We start from the raw sequence: 23,614 nt of genomic DNA on the forward strand, positions 1-23,614 counted from the left end.
ATCGCATGACGCTGCGCATTGGTATCGACGTCGGCGGCACGCACACCGACGCCATCGTGATGGACGGCGATCGCGTCGTCGCCACGGTGAAGTGCGTGACGACCGAGGACGTCACGTCCGGGATCGTCAACGCCCTGCACGAACTCCGCGTCCGCTCCGAACTGGACCCGGCGGCCGTGCGCGCGGTGATGATCGGGACGACGCACTTCATCAACGCGCTGGTCGAGGCGAACCGGCTCGCGCCGACCGCCGCGCTGCGGTTCGGACTGCCCGCGACAGCGGCGCTGCCGCCGATGGTCGACTGGCCGGAATCGCTGGTGACCGCGGTCGGCGGCAAGTCCTATCTGTGCCACGGCGGCGTCGAATTCGACGGCCAGGACATCGCCGAGCTGGACGAGGACGAGATCCGCCGCGCCGCGCACGACATGCTCGGGCACGGGGTGCGCAGCGTGGCGGTCTCCTCGGTTTTCTCGCCGGTCAGCGCGGAACACGAATTGCGCGCGGCCGAGATCCTCACCGCCGAGGCGCCCGATCTGAACGTGAGCCTTTCGCACGAGATCGGCAGGCTCGGCCTGTTGCAGCGGGAGAACGCCACGATCATCAACGCCGCGCTGCGCGAGATGGCCGCGCAGATCGTCGACGGGCTCGCCGACGCCGTGCGGGGCGCGGGGATCGTCGCGCCGCTGTACCTGAGCCAGAACGACGGCACGCTGATGGAGGTCGACTACGCGCGGCGGTATCCGGTCGCGACGTTCGCCTCGGGACCGACGAACTCCATGCGGGGCGCGGCTTTCCTGTCCGGGCTCACCGACTGCGCGGTGGTCGACGTCGGCGGCACCACCACCGACGTCGGCGTGCTGCGCCACGGTTTCCCCCGCGAGGCGGCGACCGAGGTGATCGTGGCCGGGGTGCGGACCAACTTCCGCATGCCCGACGTGCTTTCGATCGGGCTCGGCGGCGGCTCGCTGGTGCACGGCAGCGAGGCGGGCGATGTCGAAGTCGGGCCGGACAGCGTCGGCTACCGGCTCACCGAAAAGGCGCTGGTGTTCGGCGGCGACACCCTCACGGCGACCGACATCGCCGTCGCCGCGGGCATTCTCGACATCGGCGACCGCGGCCGGATCCGGCATCTGGGCAAGGACTTCGTGACCGCGGTCCTGGCCGACATCGAGACCAAGGTCGCCCGCACGGTCGACCGGATGCGCAGCTCGCGCGAGCGGCCGCCGGTCGTGGTCGTCGGGGGCGGCGGGATCCTGGTGCCGGACACCCTCGAAGGCGCCGGGACCGTGCACCGGACCGAGCACTTCGCCGTGGCCAACGCGATCGGCGCCGCCATCGCGCAGGTCGGCGGCGAGGTCGACCGGATCTACCCGATCGAACCGGGACGCCGCGAGGCCGTACTGGACGCGGCAAAACAGGAGGCCGTCGACCGGGCCGTGGCGGGCGGCGCCGATCCCGGTCGCGTGGAGATCGTGGACATCGACGAGATCCCGATCGCCTACCTGCCGGGCAACGCCACCCGCGTCCGGGTCAAGGCGGTCGGTGATCTCGTGCTGAGCGCGGACGGGGCGGGGACGACGTAGTGCGGGAGGTCCAGGCAGCGGAACTGCCCGACATCGCCACCGGCGCCGCGTTGCTGGGCACCGGCGGGGGCGGTGACCCCTACCTCGGCCGTCTGCTGGTGCGGCGCGAATACCTGCGGGGCCGCACGGTCCGGTTGCTGGACGTCGCGGAGCTGCCCGACGACGCGCTGGTGATCCCGACCGCCGGGATGGGCGCGCCCACGGTGCGCGTCGAAAAGCTGCCCAACGGCGACGAAGCGAGTACGGCGTTGCGGACGCTGGAAGACCATCTCGGCCGTCGCGCCGACGCCACGATGCCCGTCGAATGCGGTGGGTCCAATTCGATGGTCCCGCTCCTGGTGGGCGCGCAGCTCGGACTGCCGGTGGTCGACGCCGACGGCATGGGCCGCGCGTTCCCCGAACTGCAGATGCAGACCTTCGGCGTGTACGGGATTTCCGGCTCGCCGCTGGCTTTCAGCGGTTCGCACGGCGAACGCGGTGTGCTCGACACCGGCACCGACAACGTCCGGCTGGAACGCCTGGCACGCGGAATCACGGTACGGCTGGGCGGGACGGCGAGCATCGCGCAGTTCCCGATGAGCGCCGCCGACGTCCGGCGTACGGCCATTCCCGGCACGCTCACGCTCGCCCTGCGGATCGGCCGGTGCCTGCGGGAAGCGCGGGAGGGTTACCGCGATCCGTTCGGGGCGCTGGCGAATCTGTTCAAGGAGACCGCCTACGCGCACGCCGCACCGGTTTTCAGCGGCCGGATCGTCGACGTCGAACGCAGGACCACCGGCGGGTTCGCCCGCGGCAGCGCCGTCATCGAGTCCTTTGTGGACGACTCGGTGCTCGAACTGTCCTTTCAGAACGAACATCTGGTGGCGCGGGTGGACGGACGTGTCCGCGTCATCGTGCCCGATCTCATCACGGTGCTGAACGCAGAAACCGCCGAGCCGATCACCACCGAAGCGCTGCGCTACGGGCTGCGCGTGACGGTGTTCGCGATCGCCGCGCCCCCGATCATGCGCACGCCCGAGGCGCTGGCGGTGTTCGGCCCGCGTGCCTTCGGGATCGACGCCGATTTCGCCCCGGTGGAGGAGCTCGCGTGACCGAGGGGCAGGTGCTGAGCGTCGACGACGTCGACGCGCTGCGGTGGGGCGCGAGCCTGCTCGGTTCGGGTGGGGGCGGCGAGCCGCGGCTGGGCGCGCTGTGGCTGAACCGCGAGATGGCCGGGGGAGCCAGGGTCGAGGTCGTCGCCGTCGACACGCTCGCCGAGGGCTGGGTGCTGACCGTGGCGGTGGCCGGGTCCACCGCCTCGGTGGGGATCGAAAAGCTGCCCGCGGGGGACGAACTGAGCCGCTGCGTCGCGGTCGCCGAGAAGTACCACGGCGTGCACATCGACGCCATCGGCGTGGTCGAGGTCGGCGGCAGCAACGCGCTCTTCCCGTTCATCGCCGCGGTGCAGACGGGGAAACCCGTGGTGGACGCGGATCTGATGGGCCGGGCGTTCTCCCGGCTGGACCAGACCGTGATGGAACCCGGCCTGACCGGAGCGTGGGTGTGCGCGGAGGCGCACGGCGCCGCGATGGTCGTCGACGGCGTCGACCCGCGCACCGCGGAACGGGTGATGCGGGGCGCACTGACCGGGCTCGGCGGCTGGGCGGCACTCGCCTATCCGCCGCTGAGCGCGGAAACCTATCGCCGGATCGCCCTGCGCGGCACGGTCTGGGCCGCGATCCGGCTCGGCAGACGGTACCGCGCGGGTGCGGACGCCGGCCTCGACGGCCCGGAACTGGCCGAGCGGCTGGGCGCCGACCATCTCGGCCAGGGCACGGTTCTCGAGGTGCACCGGTACGCGGGGAAGGGCTTTTCCAGCGGCTCGGTAGCGTTGCGCACCACGGACGGCAAACAGGTGCTGCGCGTCGAAATGCAGAACGAATACGCGATGGTGCTGCGCGACGGCGAGGTGGTGGCCACCACGCCCGACGTGATCTGCCTGCTGGACACTCACAGTCTCCAGGTGATCCAGACCGGCGAGGTCCGGCGCGGCCACGAGGTCGTGGTCCTCGCCCTGCCGGTGCCGGACCGGTTGTGGCATCCCGACATCCTGCCCAGGGTCGAGCCGCGGGCCTATGGCCTCGACGCCGAACCGGTGCGGAGAGCGAAAGGCTGAATGCGGTGACGGAGCCCGCGGATCCCCTTGCCCTGCGCCAGCTGGTGGCGCATCCGGTGCTCGCCGGCGCCGAGGTCGTCGGCGGCGAGACCGGCGACGCCGTGGTGCACCGGGTACGGGTGCGGCCGGGGGTCGACGCCACCGGGCTCGGGCCCGGCGACCTCATCGTGGTCACCGAGCTCGGCGACGCGACGGGCTGGCAGGTGGAGGCCGGGATCCGGCGCTGCGCGCTCGCCGGGGTCGCCGGGCTGGTGCTGCCCGGCGGAAGCCGCGGGCCACTGGCCACCAGCCTGCTGCTCGCCGAGCGGCTCGGCCTCCCGATGGTCCTCCTGCCCCGTGAAGTGAGCACGCACGACGTCGCGCTTCAGCTCGCGCAACTGGTCGCCACCCCGGAGGTGGCGCGGGCCGAACAGGTCCTGCAGTTCGTGCGGCAGATGCGGGGCCAGGCGGACAACCTGGGGGCGGTGGCCGACGCGGCGGCGAAGGTGCTGCGGGCCCCGGTCAGCATGCTGAGCCCGGACGGCGCGCTCGTGCACGGCGCGCATTCGCCGTCCTCCTTCCGGCGCGATCTGGCTCTGCCACAGGTGGTGGTCGAGGACGAGCTCACCCACGTCGTCCAGCCGGTTTCCGCGACGGCCGCGCCGCTGTGGCTCACCGCCGCGTTGACCAGCCCGACCCCCGCGCGTGTCGCGATCGCCCAGTCCGTGCTGGCGCTCGCTGAGCCGTGGGCGGTGTCCTGGCTGGCCACGCAGCGCCTCGCCGCCGAACGCGACGCCCGCACGCGCACCACGTTGCTGGCGGATCTGCTGCGGCTGCGCGAGGAGGCAGGGGCGGTGGTGCGGCACCGCGCGGCCATCCTCGGCTGGCGGCTGGACGGCTGGCACACCGCCGTCTACCTGCGCCGGCTCGACGAACCGCCGAACGACCACGTCACCGACCGCGACGAGATCGTGCGCGTGCTGCGGGAAAGTCACCTCGAGGGCCCGCTGGTCGAACAGTCCGACGGCTGGGTCGCCTGGCACACCGCGACGTTCGATTCCTCGCCGCAGAACGTGAAATCGCTGATCTCCTCGATCCGGCTCGTGCTCAAGCGGCTGGGGACCGGCGTCGAGATCGCGGGTGGGGTCGGCCGCACCCATCCCGGGATCGGCGGTCTGGCCCGCACCATCGACGAAGCCCGCGAGGCCGCGCTCTCGGTCGACCCCGCCGTCGTCGAGGACCACAGCCTGGACGCCGGTTCCCGCGTCGTGCACATCGACGCGCTCGGCGTCGGCAGGCTGGTCCGCGTCTGGACCCGGTCGCGCACCGCCCGCGCGCTGGCGACCACGTTGCTGGCGCCGCTCGCCGACCACGACACGCTGCTCGCGACCCTGGACGCCTACCTCGAAAACGAATCCTCGGTGGTGGCCGCTTCGGCGGCGCTGGGACTGCACCGCAACACCGTCGCCGACCGGATCGCCCGCGCGCAGAAGATCCTCGGCGTCAACCTCCGCGATCCCGACGACCGCCTCGCCGTCGAACTGGCCTGCCGCACCCTGCGCCCGAAAGTCCGCGAGGCCGACGACGGCGCCCCTCCCGGTACTTAAGTCTCACGATTTTGTCCCGAAATCACCTCGAAGTGCCAAGGACGCCGGTGCCTGGCAGGCTGTCCTCTCGTGGTGCAAGACGAACCGTCGGGCGGGAAGCGCTCTCCGTATTTCACTGACGAAGAGGACCGGCGGTACCTTCAGGATCGCCTGGTCTTCTTCTCGGACGCGGTCGTCGCGATCGCGATCACGCTGCTCGCGCTGGATCTGCCGGTGCCGCACGGGAAGACCAACTCCCAGGTGTGGCACGCCTTTTTGGAGCTACTGCCGAAGGAATACCTGAACTTCCTCGTCGGGTTCGCGGTCATCGCCTTCTTCTGGTGGAATCACCACCGGTTCTTCCGTGGCGTATACGTGGTTTCCCCGAAGCTGCTGCGGCTGAACATACTGTGGCTGTTCTTCATCGCGGTGTCGCCGTTCGCCACCCGGCTGGACAGTGAGGACTCCGCCTTCGTGCTGGGGCCGGTGTTCTTCGCGGTCGTGATCGCCGCGCTGGCGCTGGTGCTGACGGCCATGGCCGCGCACGCCGCACGGGCCGGGCTGCAGCGCCCTGGCCTGCCCCGAAGCGCGACGCGGTCGGTGATCGTCGGTGGCTTGACCGCGGCCGGGGTGTTCCTGCTCTCCATCCCCGTGAGCTTCATCAATCCTTCGTGGGGCCGGTATGTCTGGCTGTCCCTGGTCGTCGTCTCGTCCGTCGCGGATCATCTGACCGAACGGCGGGCCCACTCGGTCGGGTGAGTTGTTCCGGTGTGAACGCATTCGAGTTGTCCGGAATGGTGCGCGTTGATTTGATGCGATCATGAAGAAGCGGCGCGCGCTGGTGGAAATATGAGCCCGGAGCGCCGCCGCGACATTTCCGTGCCGCGCGGGATCGCGATCCAGGTCCTCGCCATGGCCGTGGCGATGTCCACCGTGCTGGTGGGCGGTGCCGCGCCCGCCGCCGCGCAGTCCTCGTGGCCGGTCGAAGGTGAGCACACACCGTCGGTTTTCGACTGTGATCACCTGTACTACAGCAACATCCGCTCCGGGATGCAGTTCCGCAACGACGCTTCCGGTGCCGCGACCATCGAGAACACGGTGATCAGCAAGCGGGCGGGCAGTGGGCCACCGGACTACTGGTCGACCGACATGGCCCTCGGGAAGGATCCTGACACCGGCAGGGTCGCCGCGTTCTATTCGAATTACACGTCGGCCAACCGCACGCTGTACAAACACGTTTCCGGAACCGACAGCGTCACCGACGAGATCGCCGGTGGCGCGACACGGGAACTGCCCGCCGGGTCCAACTGGGGCGGGATCACCGCGGATCCGAACACGGGCATGCTGTTCGGCGCACAGAACGGCGGCGTACCGAAACTGTTCGGGATGAACCTCGCCAGCGGGGATACCACGATCTGGACCCGGGGCGACAACCTGACCCCGGTGCCCGCGAACGACCCGGTCTTCCGCGGCGGATCCATCGTGCCGGACCTGTTCGTCGACGACCAGGGCGGCGCCTACTACGGCATCAGCTATGGCGGCTCGACCTACATCTACCGGCTGGACCCGGCGACCGGCACCACGACGCAGGCCGTGCACGTGACCGGCCCCGGCTCGTCCAACGGCTTCAACAACTACGGGATGGCCTACCACCACGGCTCGATCTACCTCGGGTACTACGGCGGCGCACTGTACAAAGTGGACCCTCGAACCGGCGCGTCGACGCTGGTCCCCGGCGGCAACGCGCAGAACAACCAGGTCGGGCGGATCACCTCGGAGGCAGGGGGTGCCTGGCCGATCACCGACCTGGCCAGCTGCTCCATCGCGCCGAACCTGACCTCGAAACTCGTCGTGCGCAAGACCGCGAGCCCGCGGACCGCGAAACCGGGGGACACCGTGCGGTACACGGTGACGGTGACCAACGAGGGTGACGGCCCCGCGCCGGACGCCCGGCTCACCGACGATCTGTCCGGTGTCCTCGACGACGCCACCTACAACTTCGACGCGGCGACCACGACCAGTGGGTCGCCGACCTCGTCGCAACCGAGTTACGACAGCGCGGGGAAGAAACTGAACTGGGCCGGCGAAATCGCGCCCGGCGCCTCGGTCACCATGACCTACTCGGTGACCGTGAAGTCTCCGTCCACAGGGGACAAAAAGCTGCGCAACGTCGTGACCGTGCCGGAGAGCAACTGCGCGCGGGCGACGAAGGACCCGGCCTGCTGGTCCGAGGTGCCGATCGCCGCGCTCAAGATCGCGAAACACGCGTCACCCGCGAAACCCGGCCCCGGCAGCGTCGTCACCTACACCATCACCGCGACCAACGACGGACAAGCCGACTGGACCGGCGCGGTGGTCACCGACGATCTGTCCGATGTGGTCGATGACGCCGCGTACAACAACGACGCGCGGGCGAGCAAGGCCGACGGAACCTCCACCGGGGCGGTGTCGTACGACGCTCCCGGCCGGAAGCTGCGCTGGACCGGCGACGTCCCGAAGGGCGCGACGGTCGCCATCACCTACACCGTCACGGTGGGCGATCCGCCCGCCGGGAACCGGCGTCTGGTCAACCGGGTGGCCGGCCCGGACGGCTCGAACTGCGGCCACGACAGCACGGATCCGGCCTGTACCACCGACGAGCCGATCTCCGGTCTGGTGATCCGGAAAACGGCCGCACCGGACACGGCGAAGCCAGGGGACACCGTCACCTACACAATCACCGCCCAGAATGTCGGCGCTCTCACCGAACCCGGGGTCACCCTGTCCGACGACCTCAGCGGCGTGGTCGACGACGCCACCTACGGCAACGACGCCGTCGCCAGGATCGGCGGTGCCGCCGCGCCCACCCAGCCCGGCTACGACCAGGGCACCGCGAAACTGACCTGGACCGGCGACGTCCCCGCCGGGCAGACCGTGACGATCACCTACACGGTCAAGGTGAACGCGCCCCCGCGCGGGGATCACGTGCTGCGCAACGCGGTCACCAGCCCGCCAGGGACGAACTGCGCGGACCCCGCCGATCCCGCCTGCGTGACCGAGACCGAGGTCGCCGCCCTCGAGATCAAGAAGACCGTGGACAAGGCCGACGCCAAGCCCGGCGAGAAGGTCACCTACACGGTGACGGTGCGGAACACCGGTGAGGCGCCGTATCCCGGCGCGTCGTTCGCCGACGACCTCTCCGGCGTCCTCGACGACGCGACGTGGAACAACGACGCCGCGGCCACCTCGGGCACGACGTCGTTCGACGCCGCGGCCCAGCGGTTCCACTGGACCGGTGACCTCGCGAAGGGCGCCACCGTGACAGTGACCTATTCGGTCACCGTCGGTTCGCCGCCTGCCGGGGACCACCGGCTGCGCAACGCGGTGACCGGGCCCGAGGGCTCGCCCTGCCCGCCCGGCAACGCCAATCCGGACTGCGCCACCGACACCCGGATCGGCGAACTGCAACTGACCAAGACCGCCTCGCCGGACGTCGCGAAACCCGGCGAGAAGGTCACCTACACGGTGACCGCGCACAACGCCGGCACCGGCACCTATCGCGGCGCGCGGTTCTCGGACGATCTGTCCGGGGTGCTCGACGACGCCGTCTACAACAATGACGCGAGGGCCACCGGTGGCACGGTGAGCTACACGCCGCCGATCCTGAACTGGACACACGATCTGCCCGCGGGCGCCACGGTCACGATCACCTACTCCGTCACCGTCGGCACGCCGCCGGTCGGGGACCACCGGCTCGGCAACGTCATCACCGGGCCGCCCGACTCGACCTGCCCACCGGGGTCCACCCGCCCCGAATGCCATCCGGTCACGCCGATCGCGCAGCTGACGATCGCGAAGGCCGCGAGCCCGGCGAATCCGAAGCCGGGCGAGGTCGTGACCTACTCCGTCACGGTGTCCAACACCGGCACGGCGACCTACTCCGGAGCGTCGGTCACCGACGACCTGACCGGGGTGCTCGACGACGCGACCTACAACGACGACGCGAAGGCCACCGGCGGTTCGGTCACCTACCGTGCGCCGAACCTCGTCTGGACCGGTGACGTCGAGCCCGGTTCTCCGGTCACGATCACCTACACCGTCACGGTCGGCAGCCCGCCCCGAGGCGACAAGAAGCTGAAGAACGCGGTCACCGGTACGGGGGACACGAACTGCCCGCCGGGAAGCCGGGACCCCGCGTGCGGGACCGAGACGCCGCTTCCGGCGTTGAAGATCACGAAGCGAGGCACCCCCGAGGAAATCAAGACCGGGGACAAGGTCACGTACACGATCACGGTGGAGAACACCGGTGAGGCCGCCTATCCCGGCGCGTCGTTCACCGACGACCTCTCCGGCGTCCTCGACGACGCGACCTACGGCGACGACGCGCGCGCGGACTCGGGCGTCGTCACGTTCGCCCGGCCGAATCTGAGCTGGACCGGTGATCTGGCCAAGGGCGCCAAGGCGACCATCACCTACTCCGTCACGGTCACCAACGCGGGCGACCACCGGCTCACCAACGTGGTCAGCGGCACGGGGTCGAACTGCGCCGAAGGTTCCGCCGATCCGGACTGCCGGGTGGTACTGCCGAAGCCGCATCTGCGGATCGCCAAGACCGCCGACCCGAAAACCGCCGTGCCCGGCGGAAAGATCACCTACACCGTGACCGTGCGCAACACCGGCGAGGCACCGCAGCCGGACGCGTCGGTCACCGACGACCTGACCGGGGTGCTCGACGACGCGACCTACAACGACGACGCGAAGGCCACCGGCGGTTCGGTCACCTACGAGCGTCCGCGCCTGCACTGGACCGGCACGGTGGCCGCCGGGGCCGAGATCACCCTCACCTATTCGGTGACGGTCGGGAATCCGCCGCCGGGCGACAAGATCCTGCGCAACGCCGTCACCAGCCCGGACGACACCAACTGCCCGCCGCCGAAGACCGCCCGTGCCGAGGATCCCGCCTGTGGCACCGAAACCCCGGTCCGGGCGATGACCATCGTGAAGCGGACACCGGCCACCACGGCGAAACCGGGGGACAAGGTCACCTACACGGTCGACGTCGTCAACACCGGCACCGTCGTCTATCTCGACGCCGCGTTCGTCGACGACCTCACCGATGTCCTCGACGACGCTGTTTACAACCAGGACGCTCGCGCCACCGGTGGCACCGTCGAGCAGAGCGGCTCACGCCTGGCCTGGCACGGGCGGCTGGAGATCGGCCAGACCGTCACGATCACCTACTCCATCACCGTCAAGCCAGGGCTCACCGGGGAACGCCGTCTCCGCAACGTGGTGGTCTCCCCGAGCCAGGGGACGAACTGCGTCACCGGGAGCGAGCCAGGCTGCACGACCGACACCCGGGTCACCCCGCCGACGCCACCGCCGCCGGGGACGCCGCCGACAGGCCCGGGGACTGCACCGCCGCTGGCTTCGACCGGCACGCCGCTCGGCGATCTGTTCCTGGGCATGCTTTTCCTGCTGCTCAGCGGCTTCACGGTGCTGGTCTCGGCGCGGCGGCGGGCGCGCCGGGGCTGACCCGCCGGGCGCGCGTGCCACGATCGGGCAACACTCGGGCACGACCGGCTCTGCGGGACCACGGCACGCGGTACCGTCGACGGTGCGGGGCTGCATCAAGGACGACCGTCGGGACAGACGGTCAGCAGGGGACTTGGCGACGAGGGGAAGCGAGAATCCCGTGCAGCCGAGAACCGTAACAGCCGATGACCCGCGTCTCGGCGCGGTCGAATGGGTGACCAATCATCTCGAAGCGCACGGCCAGTTGCTCGTGCGCGGGAGCACGATCGAGGAAATCGTGACCAGGGCGCGGGCCGTGGTGGCCGCGGGTGCCCCCTCGGCCGCGGCCGTGCGGCTGCACGTGATCCGCCTCGGCTGGTGGCGCGTCACCCCGTGCTGCTGCCACCGCACCTTCGCGACCTCCAACCACCCCACCTGGCACTACCTCCCGGCAGGTCCCGGTGTCCCGGACGCCTGGCGGGGCGCCGAGGTGCGCATCCGGTTCACCGCGGGCACCCGGCGCTGATCGCTAGGCTGCGAGTATGAGGAAGGTGCTGGTGAGCGCGTGCCTGGCAGGTGTTCCGTGCCGGTACGACGGCGCGGCGAAGACCTCGCCCGCCGTCGTCGCGCTGGTGGACTCGGGTGAGGCTGTCCCGTTCTGCGCGGAGGTCGCTTCGGGGCTGAGCACTCCGCGCCGCCCGGCGGAAATCGTGGACGGCGACGGCGACGCGGTGCTCGACGGCCGCGCACGGGTTGTCGACGACCACGGCACCGACGTCACGGAGCAGTTCATCGCGGGCGCCCAGCTCGCCTTCGTCACGGCGCGGGAGCACGAGGTCCGGGAGGCGGTGCTCATGGCACGCAGCCCGTCCTGTGGTTGTGGCGAGATCTACGACGGCACCTTCGCCGGCGAGCGTCGGCAGGGCAACGGGGTGACCGCGGCTTTGTTGCTGCGCAACGGAATCGCTGTGCGCTCCTCCGACGAGCTGCCGGACGCGCCGGCGTAGGCGGCTCGGCCGGAGGAGCGCCGGGGTTCACGCCGCCGCGGCCACCGGCCACGCGGGGGAACGCCCCAGCAGGGCGACGAGTTCGTCGAGTCCGGCGCTCCCCGGATTCGGCACGATCGGGGCGAACGCGGCGCCGGGCGTGAGCCTGATCTCCCCGTCGGGGACGATGCGGGCCACGGCCAGCGCGGCCTCGACCACCTCGGGCGGGAAACTCACCGGCAGGTCCAGCGCCCGGGCGACGTCCCAGGCGTGTACGACGTAGTCGACCAGGTGGAAGCTGAGCGCCTGCTCCGCCGGGAAGGTGGCTTCGGCGGAGAACTCGGGGAGCGGGAACCGCCGCTCGGCAAGGTCCTCGACGGCGAACGCGGCGAGGACACGGTCGGCCGCGGCGCGGTAGGTCGCCGCCGGGTCGTCGCCGAGCGAAACGAGCTTCCAGTGGCCGGGACTGCCGTCGCCGGTGGAGGCGGCGGCGAACCCGTGGTGCTGGGCGGCCATATGGGCCACCAGCCCATACACGGTCCACGCGGCGCACGGAGTCGGTTTGGCCAGGTCGGCGGGCTTCACGTGGGAGACGAGGTCGGCGCTGATCCGCACCGCGGCGGCGTCGAGTTCCCGAAGGTCGTTGATGTGCATGCGCTTATCATCTGCACCTGCGTACGATCTGTCAACGGGGTTCCCCTGGGTATCGTCGGCGTATGTCGGAACAGGGACGACCGGACCTCGCCGCGATGCTCGGCGGGCTGTTGCGAACGCTGATCGCAATGGAGTCCCCTGTCCTTGCCGAGCATGGGCTGACCATGTGGGGCTACGTCGTGCTGAGCGCGCTCGACGGTGGGCCGGTGCGCACGCAGGCGGCGCTGGCGCAGGCCATCGGTGCCGACAAGACGCGGATCATCGGCACGCTCGAAGAGCTGCAGAAGGCCGGGTTCATCAGCCGTGACCCCGACCCGGCCGATCGGCGCGTCCGGCTGCTGGCGATCACCGAGGCGGGGCGCCGCGTGCGCAGGTCGGCGCAGACGCGGATCCAGGCGGGCGAGGAGGAGCTGCTCGGCCACCTGTCCGCCGGGGAACGGGCGACTTTCCTTGACGCGGCACGAAAACTGTGGACGCTGTCCAGCTCGTGAGGTCCGCGTGTCGCACTTTAGTCCTCTGTGGACGCAGAGGTGACGCTGGGCTCAGCGCTCCGAAGGTCCCCAGCCTGCTGCGGTGCTGTCGCGATGTTCCAGCGCGGCGGCCACGAACGCCGCGACCAGCGGCCGCCGATCGTGCTCGTTCCAGGCGAGCACGAGGCGGCTGAGCGGCGCGTCGGTGACCGGGACGCACACCAGGCCGGCGGGCGGCGGCTCGACGAGCGAACGAGGCAGTACCCCGATCATCCGGCCCACCGAGATCATCTGGAGCAACTGGACCACGTCGACGACTTCGGGACCGGTGCCGTCCCCGCCGGGAACATCTTTCCAGCGTGGCAGCGTCTCACCGTCCAAATCGGACATACGAACCGAGGTGCGCCCGGCGAGACGGTGGCCGGAGGGGACGATGGCCACGCGGCTTTCGGTGAGCAGTGTCTCGTGGGCGAGGCCGTCGAGCGGGTCGAACGGGGCGTACAGCAGGCCGACGTCGGCCCGGCCGTCGAGCAGGAAGCCGGCGCGGTCGGCGGGGCCGCTGAACAGGATGTCCACCCGGCGCGCGTCGGGCTGGTGGGCGTACTCGGCCAGGATCGGGGACAACAGCCCGGCGTCGCCGCCCGGCTTGAGCACCAGCCGCAGCCGGGCTTGGCGGTCTCCGGCGTGCCGTGCGCTCCGGACGGCGGCGCTGACGGCGTTCAGCGCGTGCCGACCGTGTTCCTGTAATGCCTTCCCGGCCGGAGTGAGCTCGACGTGGCGGCTGGAGCGGAGGAACAGCGGGACGCCGAGCCGGGTCTCGATCCGCCGGATCGCCTTCGACAGCGCCGGCTGGGCGATCGAGAGCCGGACGGCGGCCCGGCCGAAGTGCAGCTCGTCGGCGACCGCGAGGAAGTACTCCAGCTCGCGGGTCTCCAGATCAATCATGCCTCAAGGTTATCGCCGAAGAGCGAATCGGTCTTGGACGCCGACGGCGTACCACGGCAAAAATTGAGGCATGATCAACCACACGATGATCGTCTCCTTCGATCAGCCGCTGCCGGACTGCGAACTTGACCAATATCTCGCGGACATCGAACGCGTGATGCTCGACACCGGCTTCACACAGTCCGTCGTGACCAGGCGGCACCTTCCCATCCCCGGCGAGGAGGCCATCCCCGCGCTGATCGCGACCGCGATCGTCCAGGTCGCCGTGGCCGACACCGGCACGCTGGCGAAGGCGTTCGCCGCGCCCGGCGTGCACGAGGTCATCGACCGCTGGCAGTCGCGGCACCCGTACAAGGTCGCCTGGGCGAACCACGAGCCGCTGGCATGAGCGCCCGGAAGGCGGGACTGGTCACCGGCGCGGGCAGCGGGATCGGCCGCGCGGCGGCGGTCGAGTTCGCCCGGCAGGGAACCGCGGTCGCCGTGCTCGACATCGACGAGAGCACGGCGGCCGAGACCGTCGAGATGATCGAGAAGGACGGCGGCGAAGCGCTGGCGATCGCCGTCGACATCGCCGACGAACACTCCGTGCGGTCGGCCGTCGAGCGCACGGTCGAAGCCTTCGGCGGCCTCGATTTCGCCGTGAACAACGCCGGTATGGCCGCGCACCACCGGCAGCTCGACGAGATGACACTGGACGAGTTCGAGCGCGTGGTCCACGTCAACCTGGCAGGGACCTACCTGTGCATGAAGTACGAGCTGCCGCTGCTCAAAGGCGGCGGTGCCATCGTCAACGTCGCATCCAACGGCGGCCTGTACGCGATCCCGCGCGCTCCCGCTTATGTGGCCGCCAAACACGGCATCGTCGGGCTCACCAAGGCCGCCGCCGTCGACTACGCGCCGCACGGGATCCGGGTCAACGCCGTCTGTCCCGGCCCGACCCGCACGCCGGGGTTCGAGAAGGTGGCGGCCGGCACCGACATGATCGCGATGCAGGAGGCGATCACGCCGCTCGGCCGGATGGCCACGCCGGAAGAGGCCGCGGCAGCTGCGGTGTGGCTCTGCTCGGACGCCGCGTCCTACGTCACCGGGATCGCGCTGTCGGTGGACGGCGGGCGACGGGCGTGAACCTCGGGCAGGGGAGCCGGATCGCCGAGCCAGTCGTCGATCGGGACCCGGCAGGAGTTGAGGACGTAGGCCACCAGCGTGTAGGTGCCGGTCAACGCCAGCAGTTCCAGCAGCTGCCGGTGGTCGTAGTGGGCGGCGAGCTGCTGCCAGGTCCGGTCCGACACCGCGGCCCGCGGACCGTGCAGCTCGTCCACGGCGCGGAGCAAGGCCGCGTCGAGATCGCTCCAGCCGGGTTCCCCTTGGCCATGGGGGATCCTGGCGATCTCCTGCTCGGTCAGCCCGGTGCCGCCGGCGATCACCACGTGGTGCGCCCATTCGTAGCGCGCCCGGGTGTGCCAGGCGACCCGCAGGATGACCAGTTCGCGATCGCGTGCCGGGAGCAGCCCGGTGCTGATCGCCCCGAGCAGCGGGGCCAGCCCGGTCAGCAGGCCGGGATGGTTGCCGACGGTGGCGAGGACGTTGAGCACGGGGTTCGCCGTGATGTGGTGTGCTGCCGCCGGGGCCTCCGTGGCGTCCAGCCCGCCGAGGAGACCGCCCAGCAGCGGACGGATTTCCTCGGGCGGTGCGGGGGCGATGCGGGGCTCGGTGTCCGAAGTGGACATGGTCGTCACCGTGCTTCCGTTGTCACGTCGAGCATCTGGGGCATCAGGTCCAGCTCTGCGGGGGTGCCGTCCCCGTTGAGCTCGCGGTAGACCGCGCCGACGTTCAGCACGAGCCTGCCGGGGTCGTCGAGATCCTCGAACCCGCGGTGGTCGAATTCCCGCGCGGCTTCCAGTGCGGTCCGGCCCCGCTGGTGTGCGGCGACGGCGTGGTCCCGCAGACGGTGCAGGTACTCGCGGAACCGGGTGACCTCGGGCTTGCCGATCACCGGGCCGTGGCCGGGGACGATGGTGTCGGCGTCCAGGCCGAGAATCAGGTCGCAGGCCCGGATCCAGCCGCTGACGGGTCCACTGTGGACGACGGGATGGCCGCCGATGAACAGGATGTCCCCGGTGAACAGGACCCGCTGGTCGGGGACGTGGACGAGGACGTCGCCTTCGGTGTGCGCGGGGCCGACCTCGATCAGGCGCACGGCGCGCGTGCCCACCTTCACCTCGAGTTCCCCGTCGAAGGTTTCGCCGGGGTAGGCCGGGGTGACGTCGGTGAAGTCGAACGGGGCGAACAGGTCCGCGAGCCCCCGCATGCCGGGGTCCGACTTACCCGCGGCGAGGGCTTGCAGCATCGGCTCCGGGCCCGCGTGCCGCATCTCCGCGGCGGCCGCGGTGGAGGCGATGATCCGCGCCTCGGGCAGGAGCTGGTTGCCCCACCAGTGGTCGCCGTCGCCGTGGGTGTTGACCAGGGTGCGGATCTTCGCCGCGGGGAGTGCTTGCCCGATGGCGTCGAGCATCCGCCGGGTGAGCGCGACGGTGAACAACGTGTCGACGAGCAGGGCTTCGTCGCCGTCGACGACCAGCCCGGCGTTGCTCCAGCCCCAGGAGCCGTTGGGCTGCAGGTAGGCGTACGTCGCGGGTGCGACCTCGTGCAGACCGGTGCGATACGGAACGGACATGTGGTTCTCCTTGCCTCTCACTGTCGTGTACTAGAGTACAAACATAGACTCAAGTACACAACCGAAGGTGACGAAGGACGCGGGAGGTAGGGTTCGGCGGGTGAGTGCGACATCCACGCCCGGCGGCCGGGCGCCCACGGGGAGCAGGCTCGAACGCCGCAAACAGCAGACCCGGCAGCGGCTGTACACGGCCGCGCTGGAGTTGTTCGCCGCCCGGGGTTTCGACGCCACGACCTACGACGAGATCGCCCAGCGCGCCGACGTCGCGCGCCAGACCGCGTTCAACTACTTCCCCCGCAAGGAAGACTTCATCAAGGCGTGGGTCGAGCACCGCCGCGAACGCCTGCGCGAGCTGCTGACCGAGACCGCCTTCCGGCGGGCACCCGCCGCCGAGCAGCTCGCCGCTCATCTGCGTGCGCTGGCCAAGTTCAACGAGGACGACCGGCATCTCCGTGACACCCTCGCCGCCACGCTCTCCATCAGCATGGACATGATGGTCGGCGAACCCCCGCCGGACGCGTTCGCCGAAAGCATCCGGCTCGGTCAGGAACACGGCGAATTCGACCCCGCGGTGGATCCGGAACTGGCCGCCGAGGTCATCTTCGACAGCTATCTGTGCACACTGGGGCGCTGGCTCCGGCAGGACACGCCCGCGCCATTGGGCGAGCTGCTGCTGGCGAAGCTGTCCGTGATCCTCGACGGTCTCGGCAGCCCTCGGTAGCCGTCCTTTGTGGACATCGATCCTGGGAAGGGAGTCTTTCGGGCAGCCCGTTCGCCGGTACGCGTTTGCGTCCATCCGGCCCGTTGACGCCCGGTGGCGAACCTCCCTACGTTCGAATGGTCGCTCGCGCAATTCCCCGTCGATCAAGGGAATCCTCGACCATGACCAGCACCGAGCCCGTCGGTTACCCGTTCAACAAGCCGCAAGGCCTGAGCATGGCTCCCGCCTACGCCGAAGCGCGGTCGCGCGAGGGGCTGGTGCGAGTACGGCTGCCCTACGGCGAACCCGCGTGGCTGGCCACCCGCTACGCCGACGTCCGGTTCGTGCTCGGCGACCGGAGATTCAGCAGGGCGGCCGCGATCGAGCGGGACGAGCCGAGGACGACGCCCGGCCGGGTGGTGACCGGCTTCCTCGACGTGGACCCGCCCGACCACACCAGGCTGCGCACGCTGGTGGCCAAGGCCTTCACCGCGCGCAGGATCGAGCAGCTGCGGCCGAGGGTGCGGACGCTCGCGGGCGCGTTGCTCGACGAGATGATCGCCGGCGGTGCCCCGGCCGACCTGGTGGAGAACTTCGCGCTACCCCTGCCCGTCGTGGTGATCTGCGAACTTCTCGGTGTCCCGGAGCGCGATCGCGCGCGGTTCCGGGAGCTGAGCGACAACGGGCTGTCCACGAGCGCGCTGACCCCCGAAGAGTTCCAGGCCAACAACGAGGAACTGCGCGCGTACATCGCCGCGTGCGTCGCCCGGCACCGCGCCGAACCCGCGGACGACCTGATGACGGCGCTGATCGAGGCGCGGGACCTGCGCGATCGGCTTTCCGAGCCGGAACTGATCGACGTCTCGGTCGCCATCCTCGTCGCGGGCCACGAGACCACCGCGACCCAGATCGCCAACTTCGCCTACGCGCTCCTGGAACGTCCCGGCGAGTTCGCCGAGCTGTGCGCCGATCCCGCGCGGATCCCGGCCGCGGTGGAGGAACTGCTGCGGTACGTCCCACTGGGGGTCGCCGCGATCTTTCCCCGCTACGCCACCGAGGACGTCGAAGTCGGCGGGGTGCTCGTCCGTGCGGGCGAGCCGGTACTGGCCTCGGTGGCCTCGGCCAACCGGGACGCGCTCCAGTTCGACGAACCGGAGGTGGTGCGTTTCGATCGGGAGCCCAACCGGCACCTCGGGCTCGGCCACGGCCTGCACCACTGCCTGGGCGCCCAGCTGGCCCGGGTGGAGCTGCAGGAGGCGTTGGGCGCGCTGGTGACGAAGATGCCGCGGCTACGGCTTGCGGGCGAGGTCGAGTGGAAGACGCAGCTTGTCGTGCGGGGGCCGCGCACAATGCCGGTGACGTGGTAAACCCTGGCGGTTCACGCCGCCCGTGTCAGCGGGGAGGCAGCGGTAGCGGACACGCGGTGCAGGAATTCGGCGTTCGAGCCGGTCTTGCGGAGTTGCTCGAGCAGCAGTTCGGTGGCGTGCTGGCCTTCGCGGCCGAACAAGGCGCGGCGCACACCGTGGAGGACGGCGAGCTCGTCCGCCGGTATCAGCAGTTCCTCGCGGCGAGTGCTCGAAGCGGCGAGGTCCACGGCGGGGAACACCCGGCGTTCGGCGAGTTTGCGGTCCAGCCGGAGTTCGGCGTTGCCGGTGCTCTTGAGCTCCTCGAAGAACACCGTGTCGGCGAGTGAGCCGGTTTCGACCATGGCGGTGGCGATGATGGTGAGCGAACCGCCGTCCTCGACGGTACGGGCGGCACCGAGGATCCGCTTGAGCGGATGTAGCGCGGAGGCATCGATACCGCCGGAGAGGATGCGGCCGGACGCGCGGCCCGCGAGGTTGTACGCCCGGCCGAGCCGGGTGAGCGAATCGAGTAGCAGGACCACGTCCTTTCCTTGCTCGACAAGCCTTTTGGCGCGTTCGACGGCGAGTTCGGTGACCGCGGTGTGGTGGGCGGGCGGATTGTCGAAAGTGGACGCGACGACCTCGCCGCGGATCGAGCGGCGCATTTCGGTGACCTCCTCCGGCCGTTCGTCGGCGAGGACGGCCATCAGGTGACATTCGGGGGCGTTCTTCGCGGCCGCGTCCGCGATGTCCCGCAGTATCGTGGTTTTTCCCGCCTTGGGCGGGGAAACCACGAGTGCGCGCTGGCCCTTGCCGATCGGGGCGACGAGGTCGATCAGCCGCGTGGTGAGCGGTCGAGGGCCGGTTTCGAGCAGGATCCGTTCGTGTGGATGGACGGGGACGAGTTCGTCGAACGCCGGACGCTCCGGCAGCGGATCGGCGCCGTTGACGGCGGTGATCCCGTCGGCGGTGCCGGCGATTTCGTCGCCGCGGCGCAACCCGTATCGGCGCACCACGGACGCGGGCAGGGGGACGTCGTCGGGGGCGGCGGCGTAGCCGGCCCGGACGAACCAGGATTTTCCTTGTACATCAAGGATTCCGTGAAAAGACATAGGGATCTCCCAAACAGAGATGAGGCGGCGGTGAACAACAGAGAGCCGCGATCGAGAACCGGTCCTGAGAGGATTCCGGTGAAGGGACGCTCCCTGGGCGGCCGACGGCCGACATCCATGAGAAGCGAGTTCAGGATAGCCGGTACCGCTCCGATGCGCAACAGTGCCCCCGGCGACCTCCCCGCCGCGTCCACTGTGGACGCTGCTCGCGGGAGCCGCGTGGGTCAGAAGCCGGTGATCACCGAGACGAGGTCGTGCAGCGGGTCGGTGACGTAGACCGTGCCGGTGCGCTGGTCGACAGCGACGTCGCCGGGATTGATGCCGAGCGACAGTTCCCCGGTGAGCTTGCTCAGCACGCCGTCGATCTTCACGATCCCGTTCGGGCCGCCGTTCGTGTACACCGTGTTCGTCGCCTGGCGCACCGCGACCGAGGACGCTTCGCTGCGCAACAGCACGTGCGGCAGTTCGGTCCGGCTCGCGCCGTCCACGATCGAAAGGTGGTGGATCCCGGAGTTGCTCACGTAGATGCGGTCGGACGCGGGATGCGCGGCGAGCCCGGCCGGGCCCTTGCCGACCTTGACGTTCCCCGTGAACGTGGTGCTCGCGGTGTCCAGGATCTCGACGGTGTCGGTGTACAGGCTGGACAGGTACGCCAGGTGCCGTCCGGCGTCCACGCTCACCCCGGAGAAGCCCCGGCCCGGTCCGGGCACGGTGCCGATCAGGGTGCTGCTGATGCCGTCGATGACACTCACCGAACCGGATGTCGCACTGGCCGCGTAGATCTTGTCCGCCGCCTCGTCCACGGCCAGTGCCGAGGCGCCGGGTCCCGCGCCGACCACGCCGAGCACCTTGTTCGTCCGGCCGTCGAGCACGGTGACCGTGCCTGCCGCCGGACTGGAGACGTACACCCGGTTCGTGGCCTCGTTCACCGCGACGCCGCCCGGCCCGTCGCCGACCCGGACGGTCGCGGTGACGGTGGCGGACCGGCCGTCCACCACCGAGACGGTGCCGGCGGCGGAGTTGGCGACGTACACCATTCCGGTGGCCGAGTTCACCCCGAGGGGGCCCGGGTGATCACCGACGTCGACGGTCACCACCTGGGCGGCCGCGGCCGGGGCCGCGACCCCGAACGTCGTGACGAGAGCGGCTCCGGCCAGGGCGAACATCGTCCGGCGGCGGATGACTGGCTCACGCATGCCTGCCTCCCGCGGCGGTGGCCGGTCCCTTGCCGAAGTAGGCGCGGCAGATCCCGTTGTCGTAGTCGGCGGCGATCTCCAGGACGTTCGCGCCGCCGTCCACCGGCAGCAAGGTCGAGCTGTAGTTCGGGCACCAGTCGTTGTACGGCTTGCCGACCGCGACCGGCGCGGGCAGCTCGTACCACGGGCCCTCGCCGAGATTGTCGTTGGCCAGCAACGTTTTCCCGTTACCGGGCAGCGGGTTTCCCTTGCCGTCGACGAAAATCTGACCGACCATCAGCAGCCGGGTGCCCTTCGGCCCGCCGGGGAACAGGGTCACCGTCTGCGCGTGCTGGAAGTGGTTGCCGCCGGTGGTGCCGATCTGGGCACCCGGCGCGCCCGGATCACCGAAATTCGCACCGTCCGCGGAGATCTTGTAGTACGGATCGCAGTAGCGGGAGCCGAAGTTGCAGATCTCGTAGCCGAAGTAGAACCGGCCGTCGGGCAGCCCGCGCACGATCGGCATGCCGGGGCGGACCCGGTCCGGCGGGATCGCCATGGTGCGTTGCTTGGTGCCCCAGTGCACCCCGTCGGTGGACGCGACCCGGTTGAGCACCTGGGCGAACCGCGGGGCCTCGGTCTCGTCGGCGAAATGCAGCCAGAGCGTGCCGCCCGCGTCCACGGTCAGTTCGGGTTCCCAGACTCCGTCGTGGTTGTGCGAACGGGCCGCCTCGGACAGGAACTGCCAGGAGCGGCCGCCATCCTTGCTGGCCAGGACCTTGATCCCGACCCGGCGCCCCGGCCCCGCGTTCTGGCCGTAGCTCGCCGCCCAGAGCAAGGTGCCCTCACGCAGGTCACCGACCCGTCGCGGGAGCTCGTACAGCGTGCCGCAGCACATCCCGGCGGCACCCTCGGGATCGCGGATCTCGGCGATCTTCTGGAAGCTGCGGCCCTCGTCGACGCTCTGGAAGACCGGAGCGAACCGGCCGCGGCCGTCCTCGCTGGTCATCGCCGCGATGATCCGGCCGTTGCGCGCCGGACCGCCGTGCGCCAGCCGGATGAGCCGGGGATAGGACCCCATTCCCTCCGCGAGCAACCGGCGTCCGGCAGGGGCCGGTGCCGCCGAGGCCGGGGCGAGCATCCCCGCGGCCAGCAGCAGTGTCATCAACAGCGCGAGACTGCTCCCCAGGCGTCGCATGCTCCGTCCTTACCGCACCGCGGCCAGACATTTACACCATCGAGTGAAAAATTTGCCGGATTTTCACTCGTTTGGTGCAGAAGTATCCGCGAGGCCCGGGGCCGCCGCGCGGGCGGCCCCGGACTGCTTTCACCCGGACGAGTCCGGTGTCACGGAGCGGAAGGACCGACGTCGGTCTTCGTCAGCGGCCGGGCCGGGGTGGCGGTGTTGTACTGGTCGGCACCGACGTCCTTCGCCGACGGCCGGGCCTGCTGGTCGATGTCGAGGGTGACCTGCGGGAACGATCCGGTCGCCTTGCCGATCACCGGGCTGGTCGCGGCGGGGCGGAGCAGCCCGTGCGCGTCGCGCGCCAGCTTCGGGTCGATCGTGCGGTACGCGTCGGAGGGCAGGCTGCCGGCGGAGGCGCCGAACAGGATGTTCCCGGTGAAGTGCGACGACGTGCCGGTGCCCTTGGCCGCGGCCTGGCCCTTGCCGAGCAGGACGTTGTCGGCCAGCGTGTCGTCCGACGGCGGGAACGGTTTGCCGCTTCCGTACGAGATGAGGGCGCCGGTGCCGGACAGCGTGTTGAAGGCGACCAGGCAGTGGTCGGCGGCGTCGTGGTTGGTGCCGCTGGTGGTGTCGTCGCGGACCTCACCGCCGCCGAACTCCATCGCCGTCCCGGCGGTGTCCTCCACGATGTTGTTGACCACGACGTGGTTGTTGCCGAAGAAGCGGATGCCGGTGGTCCCGCCGATGAGGATGTTGCCCTCGACGCGCGAATCCCATCCGTGCCGCATCGAGAGCGTGCCGCGGCTGTTGACGATGGTGTTGTATCGCACCACGTTGTTGCTCGACTTCACCGAGATCGCCTCGGAATCGCCGTCGGCCTTTTCGAACAGGTTGTTCTCGATCAGGCCCTTCGCGACGGCGTGCTGCCTGCCGGACAGGCCGAAGCGGATCGACTCGCCGCCGTTGGTGCCCTTGAACTGGTGGTTGAAGAAGTAGTTGTGGTGCACGTGGACGCGTTGCGCCATGTCCTTCTCGCCCGGCCCGACGACCTGGAGGAACACGCCCTCCTCGGTGCGGTTCTGGAACGTGTTGTGGTCGACCTCGGTGTCGTTGGCCTTGACGGTCAGATCGGCCTTGCCCGGGTTGCCCTCGAACACGTTCCGCGTCACCCGGTCGCCCGCCGCGTCGCCCGGGACGGTCAATCCCGCGTCGTTGGCGAACACGAAACCCTGCACCACGACGTGGGACGCGCCGGTCAGATCCAGCCCGCCCGCCCCGGTGAACCGCGTCCGCCCCGGCGCGGCCGCGGCGATCGTGATCGGGGCCTTCGCGGTGCCCGATCGTCCCACCCGGACCCGGCCGCTGTCGTAAGCGCCCGCGGCCACCTCGACCCGGTCGCCCGGCCGCGCCTGTGTCAGCGCCGCGGACAGTTCGTCCGATGACGACGCCGTCAGCGTCCGCGTCCCCGTGGCCGCGCTGGCCGACGACGCGACCAGCCCGCCGCCGATGGTGAGCAGTCCGGCGGCGACCAGTACGCCGATTCTCCGGTGTTGGGGAGTACGGGCCATGT

At 70.3% G+C, this 23,614-nt stretch carries 21 protein-coding genes; 13 read left to right on the top strand and 8 right to left on the bottom strand.

From position 1 onward, the window contains the following. Positions 1–11: 11 nt before the first annotated feature. The 8 genes from ACFWY9_RS02290 (at position 12) to ACFWY9_RS02325 (ending at position 11,803) form a co-directional block, all read left to right on the top strand. Positions 12–1,583, top strand: a complete 1,572-nt coding sequence (locus ACFWY9_RS02290; RefSeq protein ID WP_378325729.1) for a hydantoinase/oxoprolinase N-terminal domain-containing protein — start codon at positions 12–14, stop codon at positions 1,581–1,583. Continuing rightward, positions 1,583–2,674: a DUF917 domain-containing protein gene (locus tag ACFWY9_RS02295; protein ID WP_378325642.1), complete on the top strand. Its 1,092-nt coding sequence runs from the start codon at positions 1,583–1,585 to the stop codon at positions 2,672–2,674. The genes ACFWY9_RS02290 and ACFWY9_RS02295 overlap by 1 nt, the downstream gene beginning before the upstream one ends. Beyond that, on the top strand, positions 2,671–3,738 hold the full coding sequence (locus ACFWY9_RS02300; RefSeq protein ID WP_378325643.1) for a DUF917 domain-containing protein: 1,068 nt from the start codon (positions 2,671–2,673) through the stop codon (positions 3,736–3,738). The genes ACFWY9_RS02295 and ACFWY9_RS02300 overlap by 4 nt, the downstream gene beginning before the upstream one ends. Before the next feature lie 5 nt (positions 3,739–3,743). After that, the gene (locus tag ACFWY9_RS02305) at positions 3,744–5,324 is read left to right on the top strand and encodes a helix-turn-helix domain-containing protein (RefSeq protein WP_378325644.1); all 1,581 of its coding nucleotides are present in this window, start codon (positions 3,744–3,746) and stop codon (positions 5,322–5,324) included. A gap of 69 nt (positions 5,325–5,393) precedes the next feature. Next, positions 5,394–6,062, top strand: coding sequence for a TMEM175 family protein (locus ACFWY9_RS02310; RefSeq protein ID WP_378325645.1), 669 nt, complete (start codon positions 5,394–5,396; stop codon positions 6,060–6,062). A gap of 90 nt (positions 6,063–6,152) precedes the next feature. Then, the gene (locus ACFWY9_RS02315; protein ID WP_378325646.1) at positions 6,153–10,817 is read left to right on the top strand and encodes an internalin; all 4,665 of its coding nucleotides are present in this window, start codon (positions 6,153–6,155) and stop codon (positions 10,815–10,817) included. A gap of 160 nt (positions 10,818–10,977) precedes the next feature. Beyond that, the gene (locus tag ACFWY9_RS02320) at positions 10,978–11,322 is read left to right on the top strand and encodes a hypothetical protein (protein WP_378325647.1); all 345 of its coding nucleotides are present in this window, start codon (positions 10,978–10,980) and stop codon (positions 11,320–11,322) included. Positions 11,323–11,338: 16 nt separating this feature from the next. Beyond that, positions 11,339–11,803 (top strand): DUF523 domain-containing protein, encoded by a 465-nt coding sequence (locus tag ACFWY9_RS02325; RefSeq protein WP_378325648.1) that lies wholly within the window; start codon positions 11,339–11,341, stop codon positions 11,801–11,803. A 27-nt stretch (positions 11,804–11,830) separates the two neighbouring features. Here the strand turns inward: ACFWY9_RS02325 and ACFWY9_RS02330 are convergent, their stop codons facing one another. After that, positions 11,831–12,436: a TIGR03086 family metal-binding protein gene (locus ACFWY9_RS02330; protein ID WP_378325650.1), complete on the bottom strand. Its 606-nt coding sequence runs from the start codon at positions 12,434–12,436 to the stop codon at positions 11,831–11,833. A gap of 62 nt (positions 12,437–12,498) precedes the next feature. Here ACFWY9_RS02330 and ACFWY9_RS02335 point away from each other — a divergent pair, with 62 nt between their 5' ends. Beyond that, positions 12,499–12,927 (top strand): MarR family winged helix-turn-helix transcriptional regulator, encoded by a 429-nt coding sequence (locus ACFWY9_RS02335; protein ID WP_378325651.1) that lies wholly within the window; start codon positions 12,499–12,501, stop codon positions 12,925–12,927. A gap of 51 nt (positions 12,928–12,978) precedes the next feature. Here the strand turns inward: ACFWY9_RS02335 and ACFWY9_RS02340 are convergent, their stop codons facing one another. Beyond that, entirely contained in the window at positions 12,979–13,851 is an 873-nt protein-coding gene (locus ACFWY9_RS02340) for a LysR family transcriptional regulator (protein WP_378325653.1), read from the bottom strand. A 70-nt stretch (positions 13,852–13,921) separates the two neighbouring features. Here ACFWY9_RS02340 and ACFWY9_RS02345 point away from each other — a divergent pair, with 70 nt between their 5' ends. Together ACFWY9_RS02345 and ACFWY9_RS02350 are read left to right on the top strand one after the other, a co-directional pair. Next, entirely contained in the window at positions 13,922–14,239 is a 318-nt protein-coding gene (locus ACFWY9_RS02345) for a hypothetical protein (protein ID WP_378325654.1), read from the top strand. Beyond that, positions 14,236–14,976 (top strand): SDR family NAD(P)-dependent oxidoreductase, encoded by a 741-nt coding sequence (locus ACFWY9_RS02350; RefSeq protein ID WP_378325656.1) that lies wholly within the window; start codon positions 14,236–14,238, stop codon positions 14,974–14,976. Before ACFWY9_RS02345 ends, ACFWY9_RS02350 begins: the two co-directional genes overlap by 4 nt. Here the strand turns inward: ACFWY9_RS02350 and ACFWY9_RS02355 are convergent. Next, the gene (locus ACFWY9_RS02355; RefSeq protein ID WP_378325657.1) at positions 14,928–15,578 is read right to left on the bottom strand and encodes a carboxymuconolactone decarboxylase family protein; all 651 of its coding nucleotides are present in this window, start codon (positions 15,576–15,578) and stop codon (positions 14,928–14,930) included. The two genes, ACFWY9_RS02350 and ACFWY9_RS02355, sit on opposite strands and share 49 nt — an antisense overlap. 5 nt (positions 15,579–15,583) lie before the next feature. Further along, positions 15,584–16,525: an MBL fold metallo-hydrolase gene (locus tag ACFWY9_RS02360; protein ID WP_378325659.1), complete on the bottom strand. Its 942-nt coding sequence runs from the start codon at positions 16,523–16,525 to the stop codon at positions 15,584–15,586. Positions 16,526–16,625: 100 nt separating this feature from the next. Between ACFWY9_RS02360 and ACFWY9_RS02365 the strand changes: the two genes are divergently transcribed. Together ACFWY9_RS02365 and ACFWY9_RS02370 are read left to right on the top strand one after the other, a co-directional pair. Then, positions 16,626–17,246 (top strand): TetR/AcrR family transcriptional regulator, encoded by a 621-nt coding sequence (locus ACFWY9_RS02365; RefSeq protein WP_378325660.1) that lies wholly within the window; start codon positions 16,626–16,628, stop codon positions 17,244–17,246. Positions 17,247–17,407: 161 nt separating this feature from the next. Then, on the top strand, positions 17,408–18,592 hold the full coding sequence (locus ACFWY9_RS02370) for a cytochrome P450 (protein WP_378325662.1): 1,185 nt from the start codon (positions 17,408–17,410) through the stop codon (positions 18,590–18,592). Between the two features lie 11 nt (positions 18,593–18,603). Here ACFWY9_RS02370 and rho read toward each other — a convergent pair whose 3' ends face one another. From rho to ACFWY9_RS02390, 4 genes are all read right to left on the bottom strand, one after another. Then, entirely contained in the window at positions 18,604–19,683 is a 1,080-nt protein-coding gene (gene rho / locus ACFWY9_RS02375) for a transcription termination factor Rho (RefSeq protein ID WP_378325664.1), read from the bottom strand. Positions 19,684–19,907: 224 nt separating this feature from the next. After that, entirely contained in the window at positions 19,908–20,879 is a 972-nt protein-coding gene (locus ACFWY9_RS02380) for a YncE family protein (RefSeq protein ID WP_378325666.1), read from the bottom strand. Further along, a complete protein-coding gene (locus tag ACFWY9_RS02385; RefSeq protein WP_378325668.1) occupies positions 20,872–22,056 on the bottom strand; it encodes a sialidase family protein in 1,185 nt (394 codons plus the stop codon). The genes ACFWY9_RS02380 and ACFWY9_RS02385 overlap by 8 nt, the downstream gene beginning before the upstream one ends. A gap of 149 nt (positions 22,057–22,205) precedes the next feature. Beyond that, positions 22,206–23,612, bottom strand: coding sequence for a polysaccharide lyase 6 family protein (locus ACFWY9_RS02390; protein WP_378325669.1), 1,407 nt, complete (start codon positions 23,610–23,612; stop codon positions 22,206–22,208). Positions 23,613–23,614 lie beyond the last annotated feature (2 nt).

Source organism: Amycolatopsis sp. NPDC059027, assembly GCF_042739735.1.
Lineage (GTDB): Bacteria > Actinomycetota > Actinomycetes > Mycobacteriales > Pseudonocardiaceae > Amycolatopsis.